The sequence below is a fragment of the Algoriphagus sp. genome (genome assembly GCF_046296635.1).
GTDB lineage: Bacteria > Bacteroidota > Bacteroidia > Cytophagales > Cyclobacteriaceae > Algoriphagus.
In genome coordinates, this window is record NZ_JBKBKZ010000013.1 from 43,677 (window position 1) to 62,612 (window position 18,936).

The 18,936-nt window shown below is 40.1% G+C and carries 16 protein-coding genes; 7 read left to right on the top strand and 9 right to left on the bottom strand.

Going from position 1 to position 18,936, the window contains the following annotated elements:
- Positions 1-224 precede the first annotated feature (224 nt).
- Both ACK4HU_RS11305 and ACK4HU_RS11310 read right to left on the bottom strand, forming a co-directional pair.
- On the bottom strand, positions 225-2,492 hold the full coding sequence (locus tag ACK4HU_RS11305) for an aconitate hydratase (protein WP_409806796.1): 2,268 nt from the start codon (positions 2,490-2,492) through the stop codon (positions 225-227).
- 137 nt (positions 2,493-2,629) lie between these two features.
- Positions 2,630-3,946 (bottom strand): TIGR00366 family protein, encoded by a 1,317-nt coding sequence (locus ACK4HU_RS11310; protein ID WP_409806797.1) that lies wholly within the window; start codon positions 3,944-3,946, stop codon positions 2,630-2,632.
- 91 nt (positions 3,947-4,037) lie between these two features.
- On the opposite strand from ACK4HU_RS11310, the gene ACK4HU_RS11315 reads away from it, so the two are divergent.
- Positions 4,038-5,819, top strand: coding sequence for a histidine kinase N-terminal 7TM domain-containing protein (locus tag ACK4HU_RS11315; protein WP_409806798.1), 1,782 nt, complete (start codon positions 4,038-4,040; stop codon positions 5,817-5,819).
- Here the strand turns inward: ACK4HU_RS11315 and ACK4HU_RS11320 are convergent.
- Complete coding sequence (locus ACK4HU_RS11320) at positions 5,812-6,831, bottom strand: acyl-CoA reductase (protein ID WP_409806800.1); 1,020 nt, start codon at positions 6,829-6,831, stop codon at positions 5,812-5,814. The two genes, ACK4HU_RS11315 and ACK4HU_RS11320, sit on opposite strands and share 8 nt — an antisense overlap.
- 135 nt (positions 6,832-6,966) lie before the next feature.
- Between ACK4HU_RS11320 and ACK4HU_RS11325 the strand changes: the two genes are divergently transcribed.
- The 5 genes from ACK4HU_RS11325 to cas6 all read left to right on the top strand — a co-directional run bounded on the left by ACK4HU_RS11325 (position 6,967) and on the right by cas6 (position 11,100).
- Positions 6,967-7,314, top strand: coding sequence for a 4Fe-4S binding protein (locus ACK4HU_RS11325; protein ID WP_409806802.1), 348 nt, complete (start codon positions 6,967-6,969; stop codon positions 7,312-7,314).
- Positions 7,315-7,498: 184 nt separating this feature from the next.
- Entirely contained in the window at positions 7,499-7,828 is a 330-nt protein-coding gene (locus ACK4HU_RS11330; RefSeq protein ID WP_409806804.1) for a DUF3276 family protein, read from the top strand.
- Positions 7,829-7,911: 83 nt separating this feature from the next.
- Positions 7,912-9,006, top strand: coding sequence for an AI-2E family transporter (locus ACK4HU_RS11335; protein WP_409806805.1), 1,095 nt, complete (start codon positions 7,912-7,914; stop codon positions 9,004-9,006).
- A complete protein-coding gene (gene ychF, locus ACK4HU_RS11340; RefSeq protein WP_409806807.1) occupies positions 9,006-10,103 on the top strand; it encodes a redox-regulated ATPase YchF in 1,098 nt (365 codons plus the stop codon). The genes ACK4HU_RS11335 and ychF overlap by 1 nt, the downstream gene beginning before the upstream one ends.
- Before the next feature lie 97 nt (positions 10,104-10,200).
- Positions 10,201-11,100, top strand: coding sequence for a CRISPR-associated endoribonuclease Cas6 (gene cas6 / locus ACK4HU_RS11345; RefSeq protein WP_409806809.1), 900 nt, complete (start codon positions 10,201-10,203; stop codon positions 11,098-11,100).
- 33 nt (positions 11,101-11,133) lie between these two features.
- Here the strand turns inward: cas6 and ACK4HU_RS11350 are convergent, their stop codons facing one another.
- Together ACK4HU_RS11350 and ACK4HU_RS11355 are read right to left on the bottom strand one after the other, a co-directional pair.
- Positions 11,134-12,408: a DUF5103 domain-containing protein gene (locus tag ACK4HU_RS11350; RefSeq protein WP_409806811.1), complete on the bottom strand. Its 1,275-nt coding sequence runs from the start codon at positions 12,406-12,408 to the stop codon at positions 11,134-11,136.
- A gap of 38 nt (positions 12,409-12,446) precedes the next feature.
- Complete coding sequence (locus tag ACK4HU_RS11355) at positions 12,447-14,375, bottom strand: ABC-F family ATP-binding cassette domain-containing protein (protein WP_409806813.1); 1,929 nt, start codon at positions 14,373-14,375, stop codon at positions 12,447-12,449.
- Between the two features lie 88 nt (positions 14,376-14,463).
- Between ACK4HU_RS11355 and ACK4HU_RS11360 the strand changes: the two genes are divergently transcribed.
- Complete coding sequence (locus ACK4HU_RS11360; protein ID WP_409806815.1) at positions 14,464-15,651, top strand: PQQ-dependent sugar dehydrogenase; 1,188 nt, start codon at positions 14,464-14,466, stop codon at positions 15,649-15,651.
- 171 nt (positions 15,652-15,822) lie between these two features.
- Here the strand turns inward: ACK4HU_RS11360 and ACK4HU_RS11365 are convergent, their stop codons facing one another.
- The 4 genes from ACK4HU_RS11365 to hslV all read right to left on the bottom strand — a co-directional run bounded on the left by ACK4HU_RS11365 (position 15,823) and on the right by hslV (position 18,726).
- On the bottom strand, positions 15,823-16,014 hold the full coding sequence (locus ACK4HU_RS11365; RefSeq protein WP_409806817.1) for a hypothetical protein: 192 nt from the start codon (positions 16,012-16,014) through the stop codon (positions 15,823-15,825).
- 67 nt (positions 16,015-16,081) lie between these two features.
- Positions 16,082-17,401, bottom strand: coding sequence for an ABC1 kinase family protein (locus ACK4HU_RS11370; RefSeq protein ID WP_409806818.1), 1,320 nt, complete (start codon positions 17,399-17,401; stop codon positions 16,082-16,084).
- Positions 17,402-17,403: 2 nt separating this feature from the next.
- The gene (locus ACK4HU_RS11375; protein ID WP_409806820.1) at positions 17,404-18,069 is read right to left on the bottom strand and encodes a TetR family transcriptional regulator C-terminal domain-containing protein; all 666 of its coding nucleotides are present in this window, start codon (positions 18,067-18,069) and stop codon (positions 17,404-17,406) included.
- 114 nt (positions 18,070-18,183) lie between these two features.
- Positions 18,184-18,726, bottom strand: a complete 543-nt coding sequence (gene hslV / locus ACK4HU_RS11380) for an ATP-dependent protease subunit HslV (protein ID WP_409806822.1) — start codon at positions 18,724-18,726, stop codon at positions 18,184-18,186.
- Between the last annotated feature and the right edge of the window lie 210 nt (positions 18,727-18,936).

Consider the following 18,936-nt stretch of genomic DNA (forward strand, 5'->3'; position numbering starts at 1 on the left):
TTTGGCACATAGACTGGTTCTTAAGCCCTCTTGGATAAATCCATCTGTGCGATAATCTACTGCCCACGCCAATTTTTCGTTGCTATTGAACAATTTTCCAAGAGAATGTGTGGAAAAAAAAATCCCAAAACTTAAAAGTAGAATTGGGAATATTTTCAACAAATCAGATTTGCTCATATCAGAAAAATAAAAAAGCCGCGGCTGAATAAACCGCGGCCCTTGATTTACTTACCTATTGCGGCTTTGATCAAATTTAAAGCTGAACCAGCTTTGAACCACATGATTTGGCCGTGATTATAGGTGTGATTTACGGTGATAGTATGGCTGCTTCCATCCTTATGGTTCAATACTACATCCAGAGACTTCCCTGGCATAAATGAAGTCAAACCAACAATATCTATTGAGTCATCCTCCTGAATCAGTTCATAATCAGTAGGATTGGCAAAAGTCAAGGCTAGCATGCCCTGCTTTTTCAAATTGGTTTCATGGATTCGAGCAAAGGATTTCACCAAGATGGCTCTCACTCCAAGAAATCGTGGCTCCATAGCTGCATGCTCTCTTGAAGAACCTTCACCGTAATTTTCATCTCCAACTACGATTGAACCGATGCTATGCTGCTTATAATTCCGCTGTGTAGCCGGAACTTCCCCATACTCACCAGTCAACTGATTTTTTACTCTGTTGGTCGATTCATTGAAATAATTAACAGCTCCGATCAACATGTTATTGGAAATATTATCCAAGTGGCCTCTATATTTCAACCAAGGTCCAGCCATAGAAATATGGTCGGTAGTACATTTCCCTTTTGCTTTGATCAAAAGCTTTAAACCCTTAAGATCCGTTCCTTCCCATGGTGTAAATGAATCCAGCAACTGAAGACGATCTGATGCAGGATCAACCAAAACTGAAACTTTTGATCCATCTTCAGCGGGTGCTTGATAACCGGCATCTTCCACAGCAAAACCCAAAGTTGGAAGCTCCAAACCAGTAGGCTCATCCAATTTCACGGCATCGCCATCAGAATTGATCAGGGTATCTGTAAGAGGATTGAATGTCAAATTACCAGCAATTGCTAAAGCGGTAACAATCTCTGGAGATGCTACAAATGCGTGGGTATTAGGGTTACCGTCTGCACGCTTCGCAAAGTTTCTGTTAAATGAGGTGATGATTGAGTTTTTTTCCTGCTTCTCTGCTCCATGACGAGCCCACTGCCCGATGCAAGGTCCGCAGGCATTGGCAAGCACTACTCCACCCATTTGACCAAAAGTATCCAAGAATCCGTCTCGCTCTACCGTGTAGCGAACCTGCTCGGAACCCGGTGTGATGGTGTATTCAGATTTTGCGATCAATTTCTTATCAACCGCTTGTTGAGCTAAAGAAGCTGCTCTGGAAATATCTTCATAGGAAGAGTTGGTACATGATCCAATTAACCCTACATCCAACTTTGCCGGCCAGCCATTTTCTTTTACTGCGGCTGCAAATTTAGAAATAGGCCAAGCCAAATCCGGGGTAAATGGTCCATTGACATGCGGCTCGAGCTCAGAAAGGTTAATCTCGATCACTTGATCAAAATATAATCCGGGATTCGCATATACCTCCTCGTCACCTGTCAAATGTTCTGCAATTAAATCTGCCAAAGCAGCAACATCAGATCTGCCTGTTCCATGAAAATAAGCTGCAGATTTCTGATCATATCCAAAAATTGAGGTAGTAGCTCCGATCTCCGCTCCCATATTGCAGATGGTACCTTTACCAGTGGCGGAAAGTGAACGTGCTCCTTCACCAAAATATTCTACGATTGCGCCAGTTCCACCCTTCACAGTGAGGATTCCAGCAACTTTCAAAATGACATCTTTAGCTGAAGTCCAACCAGACATTTTACCGGTAAGTTTCACACCGATAAGTTTTGGGAATTTCAATTCCCAAGCTAATCCGGCCATAACATCACATGCATCAGCACCTCCGACACCGATTGCTATCATCCCAAGTCCACCGGCATTTGGGGTGTGAGAGTCAGTACCGATCATCATCCCACCTGGGAACGCATAATTCTCCAATACTACTTGGTGAATAATACCCGCTCCCGGCTTCCAAAATCCAATTCCATATTTATTGGAAACTGAGGCCAAAAAATCATATACTTCTCTATTTTTATCCTTGGCTTTCGATAAATCTTGTTCTGCTCCAACTTCCGCCTGAATCAAGTGATCACAATGCACCGTAGAGGGAACTGCAACTTGATCTCTTCCAGCCTGCATAAACTGTAGCAAGGCCATTTGCGCAGTCGCATCTTGCATTGCCACACGGTCAGGCTGAAAGTCAACGTAGGAAGCACCTCGACTATATGCTTGAGAAGCAGGGCCTTCACTCAAGTGAGCATAAAGAATTTTTTCGGTCAAAGTAAGTGGTTTCCCTACAGCTTTACGGGCTGCGGCTATTCGCTCCGGAAACCGGGCGTACACCTCTTTGATCATATCGATATCAAAAGCCATTTTTTTGGATTTTAGGTGGATAAAAGATTCAATTTTTGGAATGCGAATATAAGGAAAAGCCCTCAAAAAAGGTAATTAACCGCGAACTGGATTGAAGTGTTTGTACCAGCTTTTTGTCATTTCAACATGTATTTCTTTCAAAGGAACAAGAAAATTGAAACCATTAACCAAATCAAACCCACCAAAAAGAAAATGAGGGTATAAGGGAAGATTTTTCGTACTGAAACTCCAGTAATTGCCATTAGCGGAAGAGCCCAAAAAGGCTGTAAAAGGTTGCTGATTTGGTCTCCATATGCAAAGACCATGATCATTTTTCCTTTGTCAAGTCCAATCGCCGATGCTGTTTCAAAAATAATCGGACCTTGAATAGCCCATTGCCCACCTCCTGATGGTACAAATAGATTTACCAATGCTGCGCTGAAAAATGTAAAAAACGGGAACAATTCAGGATTAGCCATAGCAACTCCCCAATTCGAAAAAGTGGTCAAAAGACCCGAATCTGTTATTAACCCAAGAATCCCTGCGTAAAAGGGAAATTGAATAAATATATCTACAGAACTTTTGAGGCCACTTCCTACGGCAATTGAAAAATTCGCGGTGCTACGATATACAATTAGGGTTAATGAAAAAAGCAGGAAATTCACCCAATTGAGGGAAACAAAGCTCAGTCCTTTGTTCTCTTCAAAAACCACTCCGACAATCAGAATGAAAAGCATCCCCAATCCGGCAATTCTCGCAAGATTATTTTCTACTCCAGGACCTATTGGTTTAATCGCAATGGAATCCGAGGCCTCAGATGTTTTGCTACTTTTCCTTGCAAAGTACCAAGCAGTACTTAGAAAAATCAGAAACAGTCCTACTGTGGTAACCAAATTAAAGCTTGAAAAAAGCGTTGCTTCGACAGGAATTACCCCGACTTTCCCCTCAAGAAAATGTCCTGATTCTGCCACAGTCAAAGGAGCGGAACCTGACAGACCTCCATGCCAAATACCCATTCCCAAATAGCCGGAAGCAGCCAAAAGAGCTGGATTTGTACTTTTCCCTTTTTCTTTTAATGCCTCATGCATAAACCTAGCTAAGACTGCTCCGACTATCAAGCCAAATCCCCAATTGAGCAAACCGGAGATCATTGTAATCGAAGCGGTAAGTATAACGGCAGAAATGAGCTTCTCCGGAAACGATGCAATTTTTCTTAGAAAAAGATTTACGGGTCTGAATACGGCCAAAGAATATCCAAACACCAGGATCATCATCATTTGGAGTGTGAAGCCGATCAATCCAAAAAATCCGTGTTGCCAAAATCCAAAAACATCCACAAGCCCGTAATTACCAGCCGAATGAGTTTCAGGCATATATACTAAGACAAGAATAAAAGTGAAAACCGTTAGGACAATTACGAGCCCAAAAGGGGAAAACAAAGATTCAATCAAATTATCCCGGACTAATTTGTTCAACACTTTTTTAGTTTAATTTTATCGTTTATTATTGATACATCATTAAAACCATTCATATACGCGACCAACCGAAAGTCAAAAATCAAATCCAGTGGAACTCATTTTTAATCCATTCGCACTTGCCCTGATCATTTCGAGTTTAACAGTCGGAGGTCTTTCGGTTTATATTGGCATTAAAGTAGAATCTTCGGTCAAATGGATTGCTTTTGTAATGCTGTCTTTTTCCATTTGGGGATTTTTTTACGGCCTTGAATTAGCTTCTCAAACGCTCGAAAATATGCTCTTTTGGAGCAAATTCCAATATATAGGTTTGGTATTGGCGCCATCCTGTTGGGTTGTATTTTCTTTGAAATATACTGGATATGATACGTCCAATAAACCCTGGATTTATCCAGCTATTTTTACCCTTCCTGTCATTACATTTTTAATCGTATTGAGCAATGAATGGCATCTTCTGCATTATAAAAACACATGGGTGCTTACAGAAGCTCCTTTCCCGCTTCTAGGGATAGAAAAAGGAGCATGGTATCCTGTGCAGATTGTTTATTCTTATTTTTTCTATTTTCTTGGTACTGTAATACTATGGACAAGATTTCGCTATGCAAATATTCATTTCAAGTTTCAGACAAAACTTTTAATAGTTGCGGGATTCTTCCCACTGATGGTCAATATCCTCTATCAGTTATCCTGGATTAAACCCTATGAAGGTTTGGACTTAACCCCCTTTGCCTTTATTTTTACATACTTCTTAATCTCTATTGCAATCCTACGTTTTAATCTCCTAAACCTTAAACCCGTTGCCAGAGACAAGATCTTGGATGTAATGCCACGAGGGGTGGTTGTCTTTGACCAACAAGAAAAGATTGTTGATTTCAATGCCGCCTCAAAAACATTTTTCTTTCATTCCAAAAAAATTAGGATGGGACAATTGGCTACAGAACTTTTTTCTGAAAATCCAGAAATTCAAAAATTAGTGAGAGACCAAGCAAATCAATCTATCGATTGTAGGTTAGTAATCAGAGAAGAAGAGCGGATTTTCAGGGTGGAATCTCTACAAATATTGGATAACAAAACTCTTTCGATTGGGGTGGTACTGTTTTTTGATGACATTACAAATCAGATTAAGACCAACGAACAGCTAAAGCAGCAGGCAAAAGATCTGCAGCAACTCAATGATCTTAAGGATAAATTTTTCAGCATCATTTCGCATGATCTCAAAGGCCCCGTATTTGGTGTTAAAGAACTTATCCATCTGACACAAAACGGAACTGTCACAGAAGAAGAGTTTTTGGGAATGATACCCGAGATATCCAAAAACATGGAGCATGTAGCACTCTTGTTAGATAATCTTTTGGCATGGACAAGCTCCCAGCTTAAAGGCGAGTACCTTCAGCCAGAAATCCTTGATTTGAATAAGTTGATCCTGAGTCAAAAAAATCTTCTGGACAGAATTGCTCTTGAAAAATCGATTTCTATTGAAATCAAAGGGTTTGAAAATTCTTGGGTAATCGCAGACAAGAATATGCTGGAATTGATAATCCGAAATTTAATGTCCAATTCTATAAAGTTTTCTGGATCCGGAACAAAAGTGCTTGTCACCTGTGAAAAGCAGGAAGAGCATTTAAAAATTTGTTTTCAGGATTTTGGAGTTGGAATATCTGATGAAAACTTACAAAAACTAAATGATGGAATCTCTTTCACTACACGGGGTGAATCCAATGAAACCGGAACGGGGTTAGGTCTATTACTTGTCAAAGAGTATATTATGAAAAACCATGGCAGTATGACTGTTCAGTCAAAAGAAGGCGAAGGAAGCAAATTCTGTGTCACCCTTCCACGATCCTACGAATTTGAACTAAGCCGACTCAACTGACCAAGTTCAGTTTTAGAAGAAATTTCAATGTATCCACATTATCGGCATAGTCCCAAGGCTCAGGATATTGTGCTTCTCCGAAAGGAATAGAACCTGAGATCAACCTCTCGTCCGCAACTACACACTGTATCTTTTCTTTCTGGGAACTTAATAATTTGAGGAGTTCCTCTTTGGAATCATACACTTCATAAAAAAGTACCCCAATCGGTGAGACAAGGTCCTTACTTTCCCGAAGAATCAAAAAGCCATTGTCTAGGTGAGGTTCACGATTTACAAGGTAAATTGATTTGATGTATTCGTAATTATTGAGGTATTTGTGATTGGAAGCAACCCAACTGAATTTTTCCATCACGTCTAAAAAATGCTGTAGGTGTACCACGTTTTTAACAAAAATCTTGGATACATTTCTACATCCCAGGCCATAATAAAGGAAGATATCCTTTCCCAATTTATCCAGATCCTCATCGGTTTCTTCACCGGTTAAAATGGCAATTGAGGTCCTGTTTGCACGAATGATACTGGGATATTTGCCAAAATAATAGTTGAAATACCGAGCCGAATTATCACTTCCAGTAGCGATATATGCGTCCATTCCTTTGAGCATTTCCTCAATTCGAATGAACTTTTCAAACCTAGGCTCTACTTCCAAAAGTTTTTGGATTAACCAATTGGAAAAAAAAGAATCCGCAGAACTTAACTTGGGCACTGCAATGTGTCCAGCAATCAACACACACATCAAGTCATGGAAACCAACACCCGGAATATTCCCCGCCATTAGAATTCCGATATTTTTAGGAGCTTGGAATTCTGAAATTGAGTAATTGGAAATCCATTTTTCTAATTTCTTTTCTTCTAAAAGTAAGGCAAGCCCAGCCAAAGCAGAGTCCATCGACACCTCTGAAAACCAACTATTTTGATTATTTGATCTACGGAAAAGTTCACCCTTCTCTTCGGGACCAAGAGTCCTTAATAAATTCCCTAGTTGGCTAAATGCTTCAATTCTTTCTTTCAAAGATAAATTTGGATTCATCTTGCAAAGGTACCAAAAGCAAGAAAGGATGGAACAAATTTAAATTAATTAGTATGACAACTTTTTATTGCCTTGGAGCTTTCGAGATTGTACTTTTGGGGTAAAATTGATCGAACCATGGCAATAATGATTACAGACGAATGCATCAATTGCGGTGCATGCGAACCTGAATGTCCAAATACAGCGATTTATGAAGGCGGAGTAGAGTGGACATGGGGAGGCGGAACATCCCTAAAACAAGTTACTCTTGAAGATGGAAGCGTTGTAGATGCTACTGCAAAGCAACAGCCTATTTCAGATGAGTTTTATTACATCGTGACAGCAAAGTGTACAGAATGCAATGGCTTTCACGAAGAACCACAGTGCGCTGCAGTATGTCCGGTGGATTGCTGTGTGGATGATCCTGAACATAGAGAAACTGAAGCCGAATTGCTGGGCAAAAAGGCATTTATGCATGGCGAGTAAGAGTGGTCCTAGCACCACTCTTATTTTCCGAAAACAATCCTTTCATCCCTATTTTTTAACATTTTACACCTTAGTTCTCAGAAGGTTTTAAAAAAAATCAAAGATCCTTTTTGAATTCTACATGGCTTTTGTTTTACTTTATCTCAATATTTAGTACAACCCAACCCTAAAATAAGGAAGCACTGTGGAAGATCACCGAGGATACGACCGAGAAGAAATTTTCTCCAAAAAAGTAAAGGCAGGAAAGAGAACCTATTTTTTCGATATTAAATCCACCCGAGCAAGCGACTATTACATCACCATTACGGAGAGTAAAAGAAGAATGAACGGTGATGGTTTTACATACGAAAAACATAAAATTTTCCTCTATAAAGAAGATTTCTTCAAATTTGTGAATGCGCTCAATGAGACCGTGGATCACTTGAAAGAGGAGTTAATGCCAGAAGTTGATTTCACACAGTTTGAAAAAGAGGATTTAGAAAGTGAAATCAATGATGAGTTGAAATGGGAATAGCACGTGATGGCTTTGTTGATTGTAAATCCAGAGTTGATTAAAGTATATTTGAGGAGGCCAAGGCCTCCTTTTATTTTGTAGCTATGCAGCGGTTTTTCATTTATCTTATTCTGTTCATTGCCGCCTTTTTATTATTTGGCTGGTATTTTTCCAATGTCACTTTATACCTGATAATTTCCCTGATTTTTGCGGCATTACTTCGGCCGCTTACTAATAGACTTAATGACTTCCATCTTGTTGGGCAGCATATTCCGCGTTGGCTGGCAATTCTGATTTCCTATGCATCGATTGGTTTGTTGATTTTTCTATTGAGCTTGATGTTTTTACCACTGATCAACAATCAGTTACTCATCTTGTCTGAAATGGATCTTGAGGGAATTTATATTCAAATCCAGGAGCCAATAAGTAGGATAGAACGTCTACTGATGCGCTATCAATTGGTGGAGAATAAACCGGGGTCTCTTTTTGAGGAATTGAAAAATTCCATAATTGATTTTATAAAAACATTTGACTTCGGTGGATTTATCAGCGGTTTGATCAATCTGACAAGTAGCCTTTTGATTGGCATTATGGCTGTAGGATTTATTACTTTTTTTCTCTTGCTGGAAAATGGTCTTTTGAGAAGAAATCTTTTGAATCTGATTCCTAACTCATACTTCGAGCTTTCTGTAGCCACATTTACTAAAGTAGAGAAGCTACTTTCAAATTATCTTTTTGGACTATTAATTCAAATGCTTTTCATTTTTTCCATTGCCAGTTTGGGCCTCACGATCGCAAATGTCGACTATGCCTTGACCATTGCACTATTTGCGGCAGTAGCCAACCTTATTCCCTATGCCGGTCCTATCCTAGGTTCTGTTTTTGGGATTATTGTAGGCATCTCTACTGGTACTTTTACTAGTGATGCTGAGTACACTTACTTTCTTTTCAAGATTTTGTCTGTTTTTGCTGTAGTCCAACTCACTGATAATGTGGTACTACAGCCGATGATTTTCTCCAAAACAGTAAAGGCCCATCCGCTTGAGATATTTGTTATTATCTTTGCCGGGGCAAAAATCGCAGGCATCCTTGGGATGATCTTCGCTATTCCGGTTTATACCATTTTCAGGGTTTCCATTTTGGAGTTCTTCAGAGGGTACAAATCCTATCGAATATTTAAAATTAAAGCAACGAATTAATGGCATTACAATGTGGCATTGTTGGACTTCCTAATGTTGGAAAATCCACCTTGTTTAATGCGCTATCCAGCGCTAAAGCAGAAGCAGCAAACTTTCCTTTCTGTACTATCGAACCTAATGTGGGCGTGGTATCCGTCCCAGACAAAAGACTTCAAATCCTTGAAGGATTAGTCAATCCTCAACGCGTTGTACCTACAATAATCGAATTCGTTGATATAGCCGGATTGGTTAAGGGTGCTTCTAAAGGAGAAGGTCTTGGAAATAAATTCCTAGCTAATATTCGAGAAGTCGATGCAATCATTCATGTAATTCGATGCTTCGAGGATGATAATATCGTCCATGTAGCAGGTGGGGTCGATCCTATTTTTGATAAAGAAGTAATCGATACAGAGCTACAATTGAAGGACCTGGAATCTGTAGAAAAGAAAGTTCAGAAAGTTGAAAAAATCGCCAAAGCGGGAGATGCAAAAGCCAGAGTCGAACTTGAAATTCTTAATCGATTTAAACAAGGATTGACATCAGGATTGAACGCCCGTGCTATAGAAGCCGACAAAGAAGAACTGGAAGCAGTGAAGGATCTTCATCTGCTTACAATAAAGCCTGTACTTTACGTAGCCAATGTCGATGAAGGAAGTATCCTGACAGGTAATAAATTTGTAGACACGCTAAAGGAGAAGGTCAAAGAAGAAAATGCAGAAGTAATACTTCTTTGCGCAGCAATTGAGTCACAAATTGCAGAATTTGAAGATGCTGATGAAAAGGCAATGTTCCTGTCCGAGTATGGTTTGGAGGAAAGCGGACTGAACCGTTTGATCTCGGGAGCCTATTCTTTGTTGGATCTTATCACTTATTTTACTGCCGGAGTTCAGGAAGTTAGAGCATGGACGATAAAAAAAGGCTGGAAAGCTCCTCAAGCTGCTGGAGTAATTCATACCGATTTCGAACGCGGCTTTATCAAGGCTGAAGTGATCAAACTAGCTGACTACCAACAATTCAAAAATGAAGCGGGCTGTCGGGAGAATGGGAAAATTTCAATTGAAGGAAAAGAATATGTAGTAAAAGATGGTGACATTATGCATTTTAGGTTCAACGTTTGACTTTTTTTGAAATTTATTTGTATTTTCGCAATTGCTTATCCACCCAAACACGTAAGTATTTTAATTCATTGTTGTCTCATTTTATTTTTAATTCACCGTGAGAGTTAGACTAATATTTTCACTTAAAAACAAAGGCTCTTATCTGCCTTTCCATCACCAGTATATCCTGGCACAATTCCTTAAGGGGTTAATTGTAAAAGGAGGAAGAGAAGAATTCTTCAACTACAACTTCTTTAATTTTTCTGGCCTTAAAGGTCAGACCAAAGTAAGTAGAAGTGGGTTGCATTATTACTCCAGTCTGGTCACGCTTGTTCTTTCTTCGCAAAGCGAGGATTTCATAGACTACTTGCTAGAGCAGGTTTTTGCTACGCCAAAAATTGAACTCGGCAACTTGATTCTATCACCGGAATACACCGAATTGGAAACCGAGCCTACGCTTGAGACCAACAATAAATTTGTGTGTATCTCTCCGCTTGTATTAATCACTCCAGCCTTCAATGAAGAAGCTGGAAAGCGATTTATCAATCCGGACAGTGATGAATTTTCTGATTTGCTCTACGAATCAACCCTGACCCGAATGGAAAAGTCGGGCTGGTACACTCCAGAGCAAATGGAATCTTTTTTCAAGTTTCAGGTAGTTCCTGACATGGTTTATGTCAATAAACTGAAGGAGCAACAAAAGAAATTCGCTAGAATCTATGCAGTGTATGACATGGATGTAAAATATGAGGTAAGAGGATACACACTTCCTTTTACTTTATATGCTGCTCCTGAAGTTCAAGATTTCGTGTTCAAATGTGGTCTTGGCGCATTCACTCACAAAGGTTTTGGAATGCTCGATTTAGCAAACCATCCTTCCGGATCTAACAGAACTACAACTTACAAATTCAAAAGAGAAGGTTTTGTTCCCTACAAACCTACAGAGCGAGTAAGGCAAAATGTAGCCCCAACATCTGAAGAAGGTGAAGGAGAATCTGAGCTTCCTGAAGAATTATAAAAATCAAAACCTCTCAAACTCGAGAGGTTTTTTTTATATCCTTCGTCGATTAGGATGGAGATCAACATAACCAACGAGCTGATCATATCGAGATCCCAAGGCTCGATAGTAGACCAATACCTCATACTCGTTTTCAGTCTCAAAATAACTCCCTTCGATAGATTCGGAATCATACCCATCTGCTGTCTTATAAGCATAATGGTAATCATACCAACCCTGTTTCATCAAAATTGAGGTGCTGTAAAGTCTAGTCTTTGGATCATAGACCATTTTTGATTCAGGATTTTTCCCCCAAGCGGTCAATGCACCCAGCATATATATTTCACGATTAGGCTCAGCTTGAAGGTGAAAAGTGGTGTAGATGTATTCGCTTTCCACTTCAGGATTACCGCCTATCCTATCGTTTGTGTATACAATGTATTGACCATTAAGGTCTAGGTATTGCGAATAAACTCCACCGGGACGAGGCTTATCAACCAAAGAATTTGCGAGAATGACAGTTTCTTCCACTTTAATATCTGCTATATTAACTCCTGTTGCTCTGATAAACCGCAAATCCACAAATCGAAATTCATTCCCTGCTTTGAATGTATTGGATCCGTCAAAAGCCTCGTATCGGATGCTTTTGGAGCTTTGATTGAGAAAAGTAGGCTTAGCAAGAAACATTGCATTATCCCATCTCTGATTTTGACGAATGATTACTTTCACCTGAGTGGTAGGATCGACCAGGTCAACTTGCGAGTAGTTCACCATGACATTGATTTGCTGAGCTTTTCGTCGATCTTCAGACTGACTTGGTGGAACAATCGATGCACCTATATTGAAAAGTTCTTCATAGACCATAAACCTCCGGGTTAGCACTACATCATTTTCATTCCGATTTCGGTAAACTTTAAGTACATAATTACCTGATTTGGTCACTCTAGGAACTGTAAAGGAATAATGGATATAAGGAATTCGAGTATTTACTGAATAGCCGTAGTCCAGAATATTAAACTCATTGAAATTGGTAGAAAAGTCATTGTTTCGAAGTGCAGACTGCTTCCAGTCGGCGTCACAGTGAATCAACTTGGCCGAATATTGCTCAGGATCATAGGCAATGTCGTCAAAGAGCAAAACCAAAGATCGAGAATCGGATAAAGATATCACGGGAGCATCCAGCTGACTATCTTGCTGTGATCCTTGAGGAAACATCCTTACAGAATGAACATGCTCTGAATAAACTCTATCTTCATAAATCTGCGATAAAGCAGAACTGTTCACAAAAAGAGAAACCAATAAAAAACCGAATAGCGTTTTAATAGACATAGTTCAAAATAGGAATTTTAGCTCATACTCAAGGGCTATTATCCTGCCAATTCTTGCAAGGAAGAGATCTGATCCACCAATTCTTCCCATTTTCCGTTGATTTCGCCCAAACTATTTTGAATATTTTGGTAGCTGTCCTGAAGTTTTTGTGCCTTCACCTCATCCACATAAACCTCCGGATCCGCCATTTTTTCCTCAGTCTCAGATTTCAGCAATTCAAGGGATTCGATCTCCTTTTCGATTTTTGAGAGCTGCTCTTCTAATTTTTTCAAATCTTTCTTGGCTTGCATAGCCTCCGGAGTCGCCCGAGGAGCCATTGGCTGTATCTTTTTTTCAATTTTTTCCGCAGGAGCAGCCATAACTTTTACTTCAACTTGTTGACTTCTCCAAAACTCATATTCATCATATGTTCCCGGGTATTCTTTGATTTCCTTATCCTCAATATACCAGATCTTATTTGCCACACCTTTGATGAAATGACGGTCGTGAGATACAGTGATAAAAGTGCCTTCGTATTGCTGTAAGGCCTGAATCAGGATGTTTACCGATTGAAAATCCAAGTGGTTGGTTGGTTCATCAAGCAGGAGGAAATTTGCTTCCGATATCAGTGTCTTAGCCAAAGCAACTCGGGATTTTTCCCCACCCGAAAGCACTTTAATTTTCTTATACACTTCTTCATTAGAGAACAAAAAGCATCCTAAGACTCCTCTCAATTCCATTTCAGTTTTCTTACTACCCGCTTGGGACATCTCCTGAATGATTTCATTATCCAGTGTCAATGCTTCCAACTGATGTTGCGCAAAGAAGGCCTTGATTACATTATGGCCTTCAGTTCGTTCGCCCGAAATCTGTTCTGTTCCGGCAATCACTCTCAGCAAGGTCGATTTCCCTTTTCCGTTTGCTCCGATCAAGGCGATCTTATCCCCTCTTTCGATTCGAGCAGTCGTATTTTTCAAAATCACCAAGTCGTCATATGCCTTGGAAACATGATCCAGTACCACGACATCTCGTCCTGATTTTTGAGAAAATTTGAATTTGAAGTTGACGAAGGCTTCGTCATTGACGACTTCGTTCACCCGATCCAAGCGATCAAGCGCTTTGATACGGGATTGAACTTGGTTTGACTTGGTAGCTTTGGCACGGAATCGCTCGATGAATCGCTCTGTCTGCTTGATCATCTGCTGTTGATTTTCATAAGCATTATTCTGAAGCTCCATTCGGATTTTCTTTTCTTCCTTATAGAAGGAATAATTTCCGGGATACGAAGTCAAAGTCTCGTTTGCCACCTCCACAGTAGTACTGATACAATTATCCAGAAAAGTCTGATCGTGAGAAACGACTATTACCGCACCTTCATAATTTTTTAAATAGTTTTCCACCCACTGAATCGAAGGGAGATCCAAGTGGTTGGTAGGCTCATCGAGCATCAGTAGAGATGGTTTTTCCAAAAGTAGCTTTGCCAGCATCACTCGCATTCTCCAACCTCCGGAGAAAGTTCGGAGTGGTTTTTCCAGGTCGGCAGTCTGAAAACCAATACCTTCCAAAACTTCTTCAGCTTTTGCTTTGATGGTATATCCTTCATTGGATTCAAATCGCTCCTGAAGAAAAGCCAAGCGGTTGATGATTTCCTCGGAATAATCCGTTTCCATTTTTCTCAAAACTTCATCAATCTCATCCTGAAGCTGTAAGGTTTCTTTGAAAGCGGCCAAAGCAACATTGAGGATACTTTCGTCAGATTGGAAAGAAAGCAAGTCCTGATTCAAAAATCCAAGGGTACAGTCTTTTGCTTTTTGGACCTCTCCTGAGGTTGCCTGAAAGTCCCCATTAATAATTTTAAGCAACGTTGATTTGCCTGTCCCGTTCTGACCAACGAGTCCGATCTTGTCTTTTGGCTTGATATGAAGATTTGCATTTTCGTAGAGCGGTCGCCCTCCGATGAAGTATGATAGATTACTGATTGAAAGCATGTCGCAAAAATAACCATTAACCCGTTTATACACCTCCGCTGGGAAAACAATCTCAGAATGTTTAGCTTATTTTATTAAAACAAAACATATGAACTATATCAAACCCATAATTTTCAGCCTTTCACTAGGAATAATTTCGCTCAGTGCCAGCTGCCAAAGCAAGCCTCAGGAATCACAGTCCTCCGGAGTAGGCAATAAAATTGATATTAGCAATACCAAAGTAGATGTCAAGTTGGATCAAATCAAGCTTCAACCCGGATTCAAAATCGAAGTTTGGGCAGGAGACGTTCCAAATGCACGATCCATGGCGATTTCGGATAACGGAATTGTCTTCGTGGGAAATCGGCAAGGAAAAAATGTCTATGCCCTAGTTGATGAAAATGGGGATGGAAAAGCCGATACCAAATATATTTTGGCAGATGGCCTAAAAATGCCAAACGGTGTCGCCTACAAAGACGGTGATCTTTACGTAGCAGAGGTCAGTAGAATTCTTAGATTCAAAGACATTAAGAATACCTTGAATAATCCAAGCTACGAAGTGGTGTATGATCAATATCCTACTAAAACTCACCATGGCTGGAAATTCATTGCTTTTGGGCCGGACGGGATGCTTTATGTACCAGTCGGAGCACCATGCAATATCTGCGAATCCAATGAGGAAATCTTCGCCAGCATCACACGCTTAGATGTCGACACACCCGGCTCAAAACCTGAAATAGTGGCTCACGGAGTCAGAAATACAGTTGGCTTTGACTGGCATCCTGAGACCAAGGAATTATGGTTTACAGACAATGGCCGAGATATGATGGGAGATGACATTCCTGATTGCGAGCTCAACCGAGTCTCTGCTGACGGCCAGCATTTTGGGTACCCCTATTGGCATGCAGGCACGGTAAAAGATCCAGACTTTGGCTCAAAAGGAAAAGAAGCATCGGCCTATGTAGCTCCTGCCGCTAATCTTGGAGCGCACGTTGCTCCGCTTGGGATGCGCTTTTATGAGGGAGAAATGTTTCCAAATTCCTTTCAAAATCAAATTATCATTGCCAAACACGGCAGCTGGAATCGGAGCAAAAAAGTAGGTTATGAAGTGGTGATGGCTGAAATTGACGGTTCGGGAAATGTGACTGGACAACAAGTTTTTGCCAGCGGCTGGTTGGACGATGCTTCTCAGGAAGTCTGGGGAAGGCCAGTTGATGTTCAGGAATTGCCGGATGGAAGTTTGCTTATTTCGGATGATATGGCAAACTGTATTTATCGAGTAAGTTATTCGAAGTAAAGAAAAGGGAGGCATAGACCTCCTTTTTTTTGAACCATTAAGAGCATTTAGGGAATTAAGTTTTCCCGGCAAATCAAGTATCTTGAAATGCGAGCTTCTTTATTCTCTAAATTCCTAAACATGGGCTGGCAAACCGAAGAGAGTCTGTTATTAAATTTGGGCCGATTTCCATTAATGGTATTTATATCCATTTTCTTCCTCATATTTTTCAATGAGAACAGATAGAACTTCCAAAGTATTTTCCTCTTCAGTTCCGGGCAGGCCAAATCCCTCATCAATTAGATATTTTACATATTCTAATGCTTGCTGATACTCGGAATCATTGACAAGAATTTTTATCCTTGGTTTTTCAATTGCTTTCATACATTTAAGTTAATTAAACAAAAAAAATCCCCGAAAAATTCGAGGATTTGTATTTCAATTCTTTGGTTTACTTCAACCAATCCGGCTTGGTCGTATCTACTTCAGCCTGAAGCTGATTGAGTAGGTTATATAATCCGAAGTAGGTTCTGTTGATGTAGAGTCCGTGTCTTGAGCCTCTCGCCTGTCTGGACTTTCGGAACATTTTGTCATTAGATATTCTATCGCCCAATTGGAAGATCTGCTCGAAGAAACTGTCATCGGCGAAGTCAAACCTATCTACATGGAATGGTTTTCCAAGCAGTGAAATCATTTCTCTGAAAACTCCCTTGAAATACGCCTGTTCGGTCTCATTATCCTTGTCCGAGATAAATTCCAAGTCAAAGAAAATCTGATCCAATTCTTCCTGATTGATGAGTAACTCCTTTTTGATTAAAGCGAAATAACCTACATAGAAATCCTCAGGTATGACTTTCACACAGCCAAAATCAATAATTCCCAACTGATCATTCTCCTGAATAATGAAGTTGCCCGGATGTGGATCAGCATGAACTTGCTTCAGGTTATGCACTTGGTGATGGTAGAAATCCCATAAGGCTTGGCCAATTTGATTCTTCGATTTCTGCGATGGATTAGTGTCCATCCACTCTTTGATATGCTTACCGGAGATCCAATCCATAGTGATGATCCGATCTGAACTCAAATCATCATAATAAGTGGGGAACTTAAGATTTGGAATATGTCCACATGCCTCGGAAATTTCACGAGAGCGCTCGACTTCTAAAACATAATCTGTCTCCTCCACCAATCGCTCTTCCACTTCTCCCATATAATGATCGAGTTCCTTTTCATTCATATTGAGTAAGCGCAGTGCAAATGGTCTGACCAGTTTCAAATCCGAACTTACAGAATCTGCTACTCCAGGATATTGAATCTTAACCGCTAAAGTTTTACCGTTTTTTGTTGCCTGATGCACTTGTCCAATCGATGCAGCATTCACAGCCGAGCGAGTGAACGTATCAAACATTTGCTCGGGGGTCTTGCTGAAATGTTTTTGGAAGGTCTTAACAACCAAGGGATAAGACAGCGGCGGTGCAGAATACTGAGCCATCGTGAATTTGTCCTGATACGCACGTGGAAGTAAATTTTTGTCCATTGACATCATCTGCGCAACCTTCAAGGCGGAGCCTTTCAGTTCACTCAAAGATTTATAAATGTCTGTTGCATTATTCTGATGAAGCTCCTCCTTATCCATGGATGGATTGACCATCTTTTTAGCGTAATGCTTCACATAGTTCCCACCGACTTTAGCTCCCGTAGAAATAAACTTAGCCGCTCGCTGCACTTTGGAAACCGGTATGGTTGCCTGTTCTGATACCTTAGTGGCCATGATTATTTATTTTGATAAAGAAACTTTGCGAAGTCTAAAAAGCTATCTAATGCGCTTTTGCCCATTAAATCAAATGTCAAATTCACGGATTTTTCAATAGCTGCATCCGTTTTTTCAAATCTTGGAGAACGATCGTCCAGCCAATATCTGAATATAAATGCAGCCTCAAGCCAAAGTGCTTCATCGTAGCGGTCAGAAATAATAGGCCGATTGGCGATTTCCTGAGTTTCTTTACCTTCAAGAATTATCTCCCCGGCGAAGTCCTTGAACTTCTCTTTGAACTCCTTGCCATCCAAGGCCAAAGATTTCATGGATTGGGCTTTATCCTGATACAGACTTAAAAGGTATGATCTGTTCTTTTTCAGTTCTTCTATCCAAGTAAATAAGAAGCTGAGAAATTTTTCTCTTACACTGTATTCTTTAAACACCTCCTGAGATTCAATTTGCTCTAGCGTAGTTTCGAAAATCGACACCCATATAGCGGATTTGATGGATTCAAACGATGTGAAGTAGGTGTAAAACTCCTCTTCCTTCATTTTCAGATCTTTTGCAAACTTAAAAACGGATTTTGGTACGCTTCCATGTTCTAGGACATGATTGACAAAGCCCTCCAAAATCAGCTTTCTAAAATCCTTCTTTGCAGTTTTTTTTGTTGTTGTAGTTTCCATTTTATGAAATCAATTCAAGCACATAACATCAATACCTACCAAGGGGTTTGGAAAAGACACAAAAAAACCGAAGTATTATGATTCGGTTCATTTCTATGAATTCTTATTTGTCCCTCAATCCTTCACTTTTTCAATCACCAGATTGTGATTGGTGTAGATACAGACATCTGCTGCGATGTGAAGGCTTTCTCTGACCATGTCTTCCGCAGACATATGTGGAGCAAATTGCTTCATTGCACGGGCCGCCGATTGAGCAAACATACTTCCTGAACCTATCGTCGCTATTTCCATATCCGGCTCAATGACGTCTCCTGTACCGGAAATAATTAAAATATCGTCCTTATCAGCTACAATCATCATTGCTTCTAACCTGCTGAGCATTCGATCCATTCGCCATTCCTTGGCTAGTTCTACTGCTGCACGCTTCATATTGTTACCAAAAGCTCCGAGTTTCTCTTCAAATTTTTCCAAAAGCGTAAATGCGTCCGCAGTCGATCCTGCAAAACCGGTCACTATTTTACCACCTTGGAGCACACGAAGTTTTTTGACGGTACTTTTTGCTACAGTATTTCCCAAAGTTGCTTGTCCATCAGCTCCAATGACTACTTGTCCATTATGACGAATTGCGACTACGGTCGTTGATTTGATTTTTTCCACGGTGAAAAGTTATTAGTATGTGAGTTATTGGTTGGCTAAGTCTGAAGTAAATGAAGTTAATGGTTATTAGTTATTGGAATTCAACATTGAGTTTTTCATAATTAGGTTGCTGACACTAATAACTTATTTTCCACTAACTGAATTACCCCTTCTCCAATAACCATACAAAAGCAAAAAGTCCTGCGGAAACAGGACTTTTTGGCAGATATT

Excerpts from the sequence above, each read along its gene's own strand:
- ACK4HU_RS11305 (WP_409806796.1), bottom strand. The coding sequence starts at position 2,492 with ATGGCTTTTGATATCGATATGATCAAAGAGGTGTACGCCCGGTTTCCG.
- ACK4HU_RS11325 (WP_409806802.1), top strand. The coding sequence starts at position 6,967 with ATGGCAATAATGATTACAGACGAATGCATCAATTGCGGTGCATGCGAA.
- ACK4HU_RS11335 (WP_409806805.1), top strand. The coding sequence starts at position 7,912 with ATGCAGCGGTTTTTCATTTATCTTATTCTGTTCATTGCCGCCTTTTTA.
- ychF (WP_409806807.1), top strand. The coding sequence starts at position 9,006 with ATGGCATTACAATGTGGCATTGTTGGACTTCCTAATGTTGGAAAATCC.
- ACK4HU_RS11350 (WP_409806811.1), bottom strand. The coding sequence starts at position 12,408 with ATGTCTATTAAAACGCTATTCGGTTTTTTATTGGTTTCTCTTTTTGTG.
- ACK4HU_RS11355 (WP_409806813.1), bottom strand. The coding sequence starts at position 14,375 with ATGCTTTCAATCAGTAATCTATCATACTTCATCGGAGGGCGACCGCTC.
- ACK4HU_RS11360 (WP_409806815.1), top strand. The coding sequence starts at position 14,464 with ATGAACTATATCAAACCCATAATTTTCAGCCTTTCACTAGGAATAATT.
- ACK4HU_RS11365 (WP_409806817.1), bottom strand. The coding sequence starts at position 16,014 with ATGAAAGCAATTGAAAAACCAAGGATAAAAATTCTTGTCAATGATTCC.
- ACK4HU_RS11370 (WP_409806818.1), bottom strand. The coding sequence starts at position 17,401 with ATGGCCACTAAGGTATCAGAACAGGCAACCATACCGGTTTCCAAAGTG.
- ACK4HU_RS11375 (WP_409806820.1), bottom strand. The coding sequence starts at position 18,069 with ATGGAAACTACAACAACAAAAAAAACTGCAAAGAAGGATTTTAGAAAG.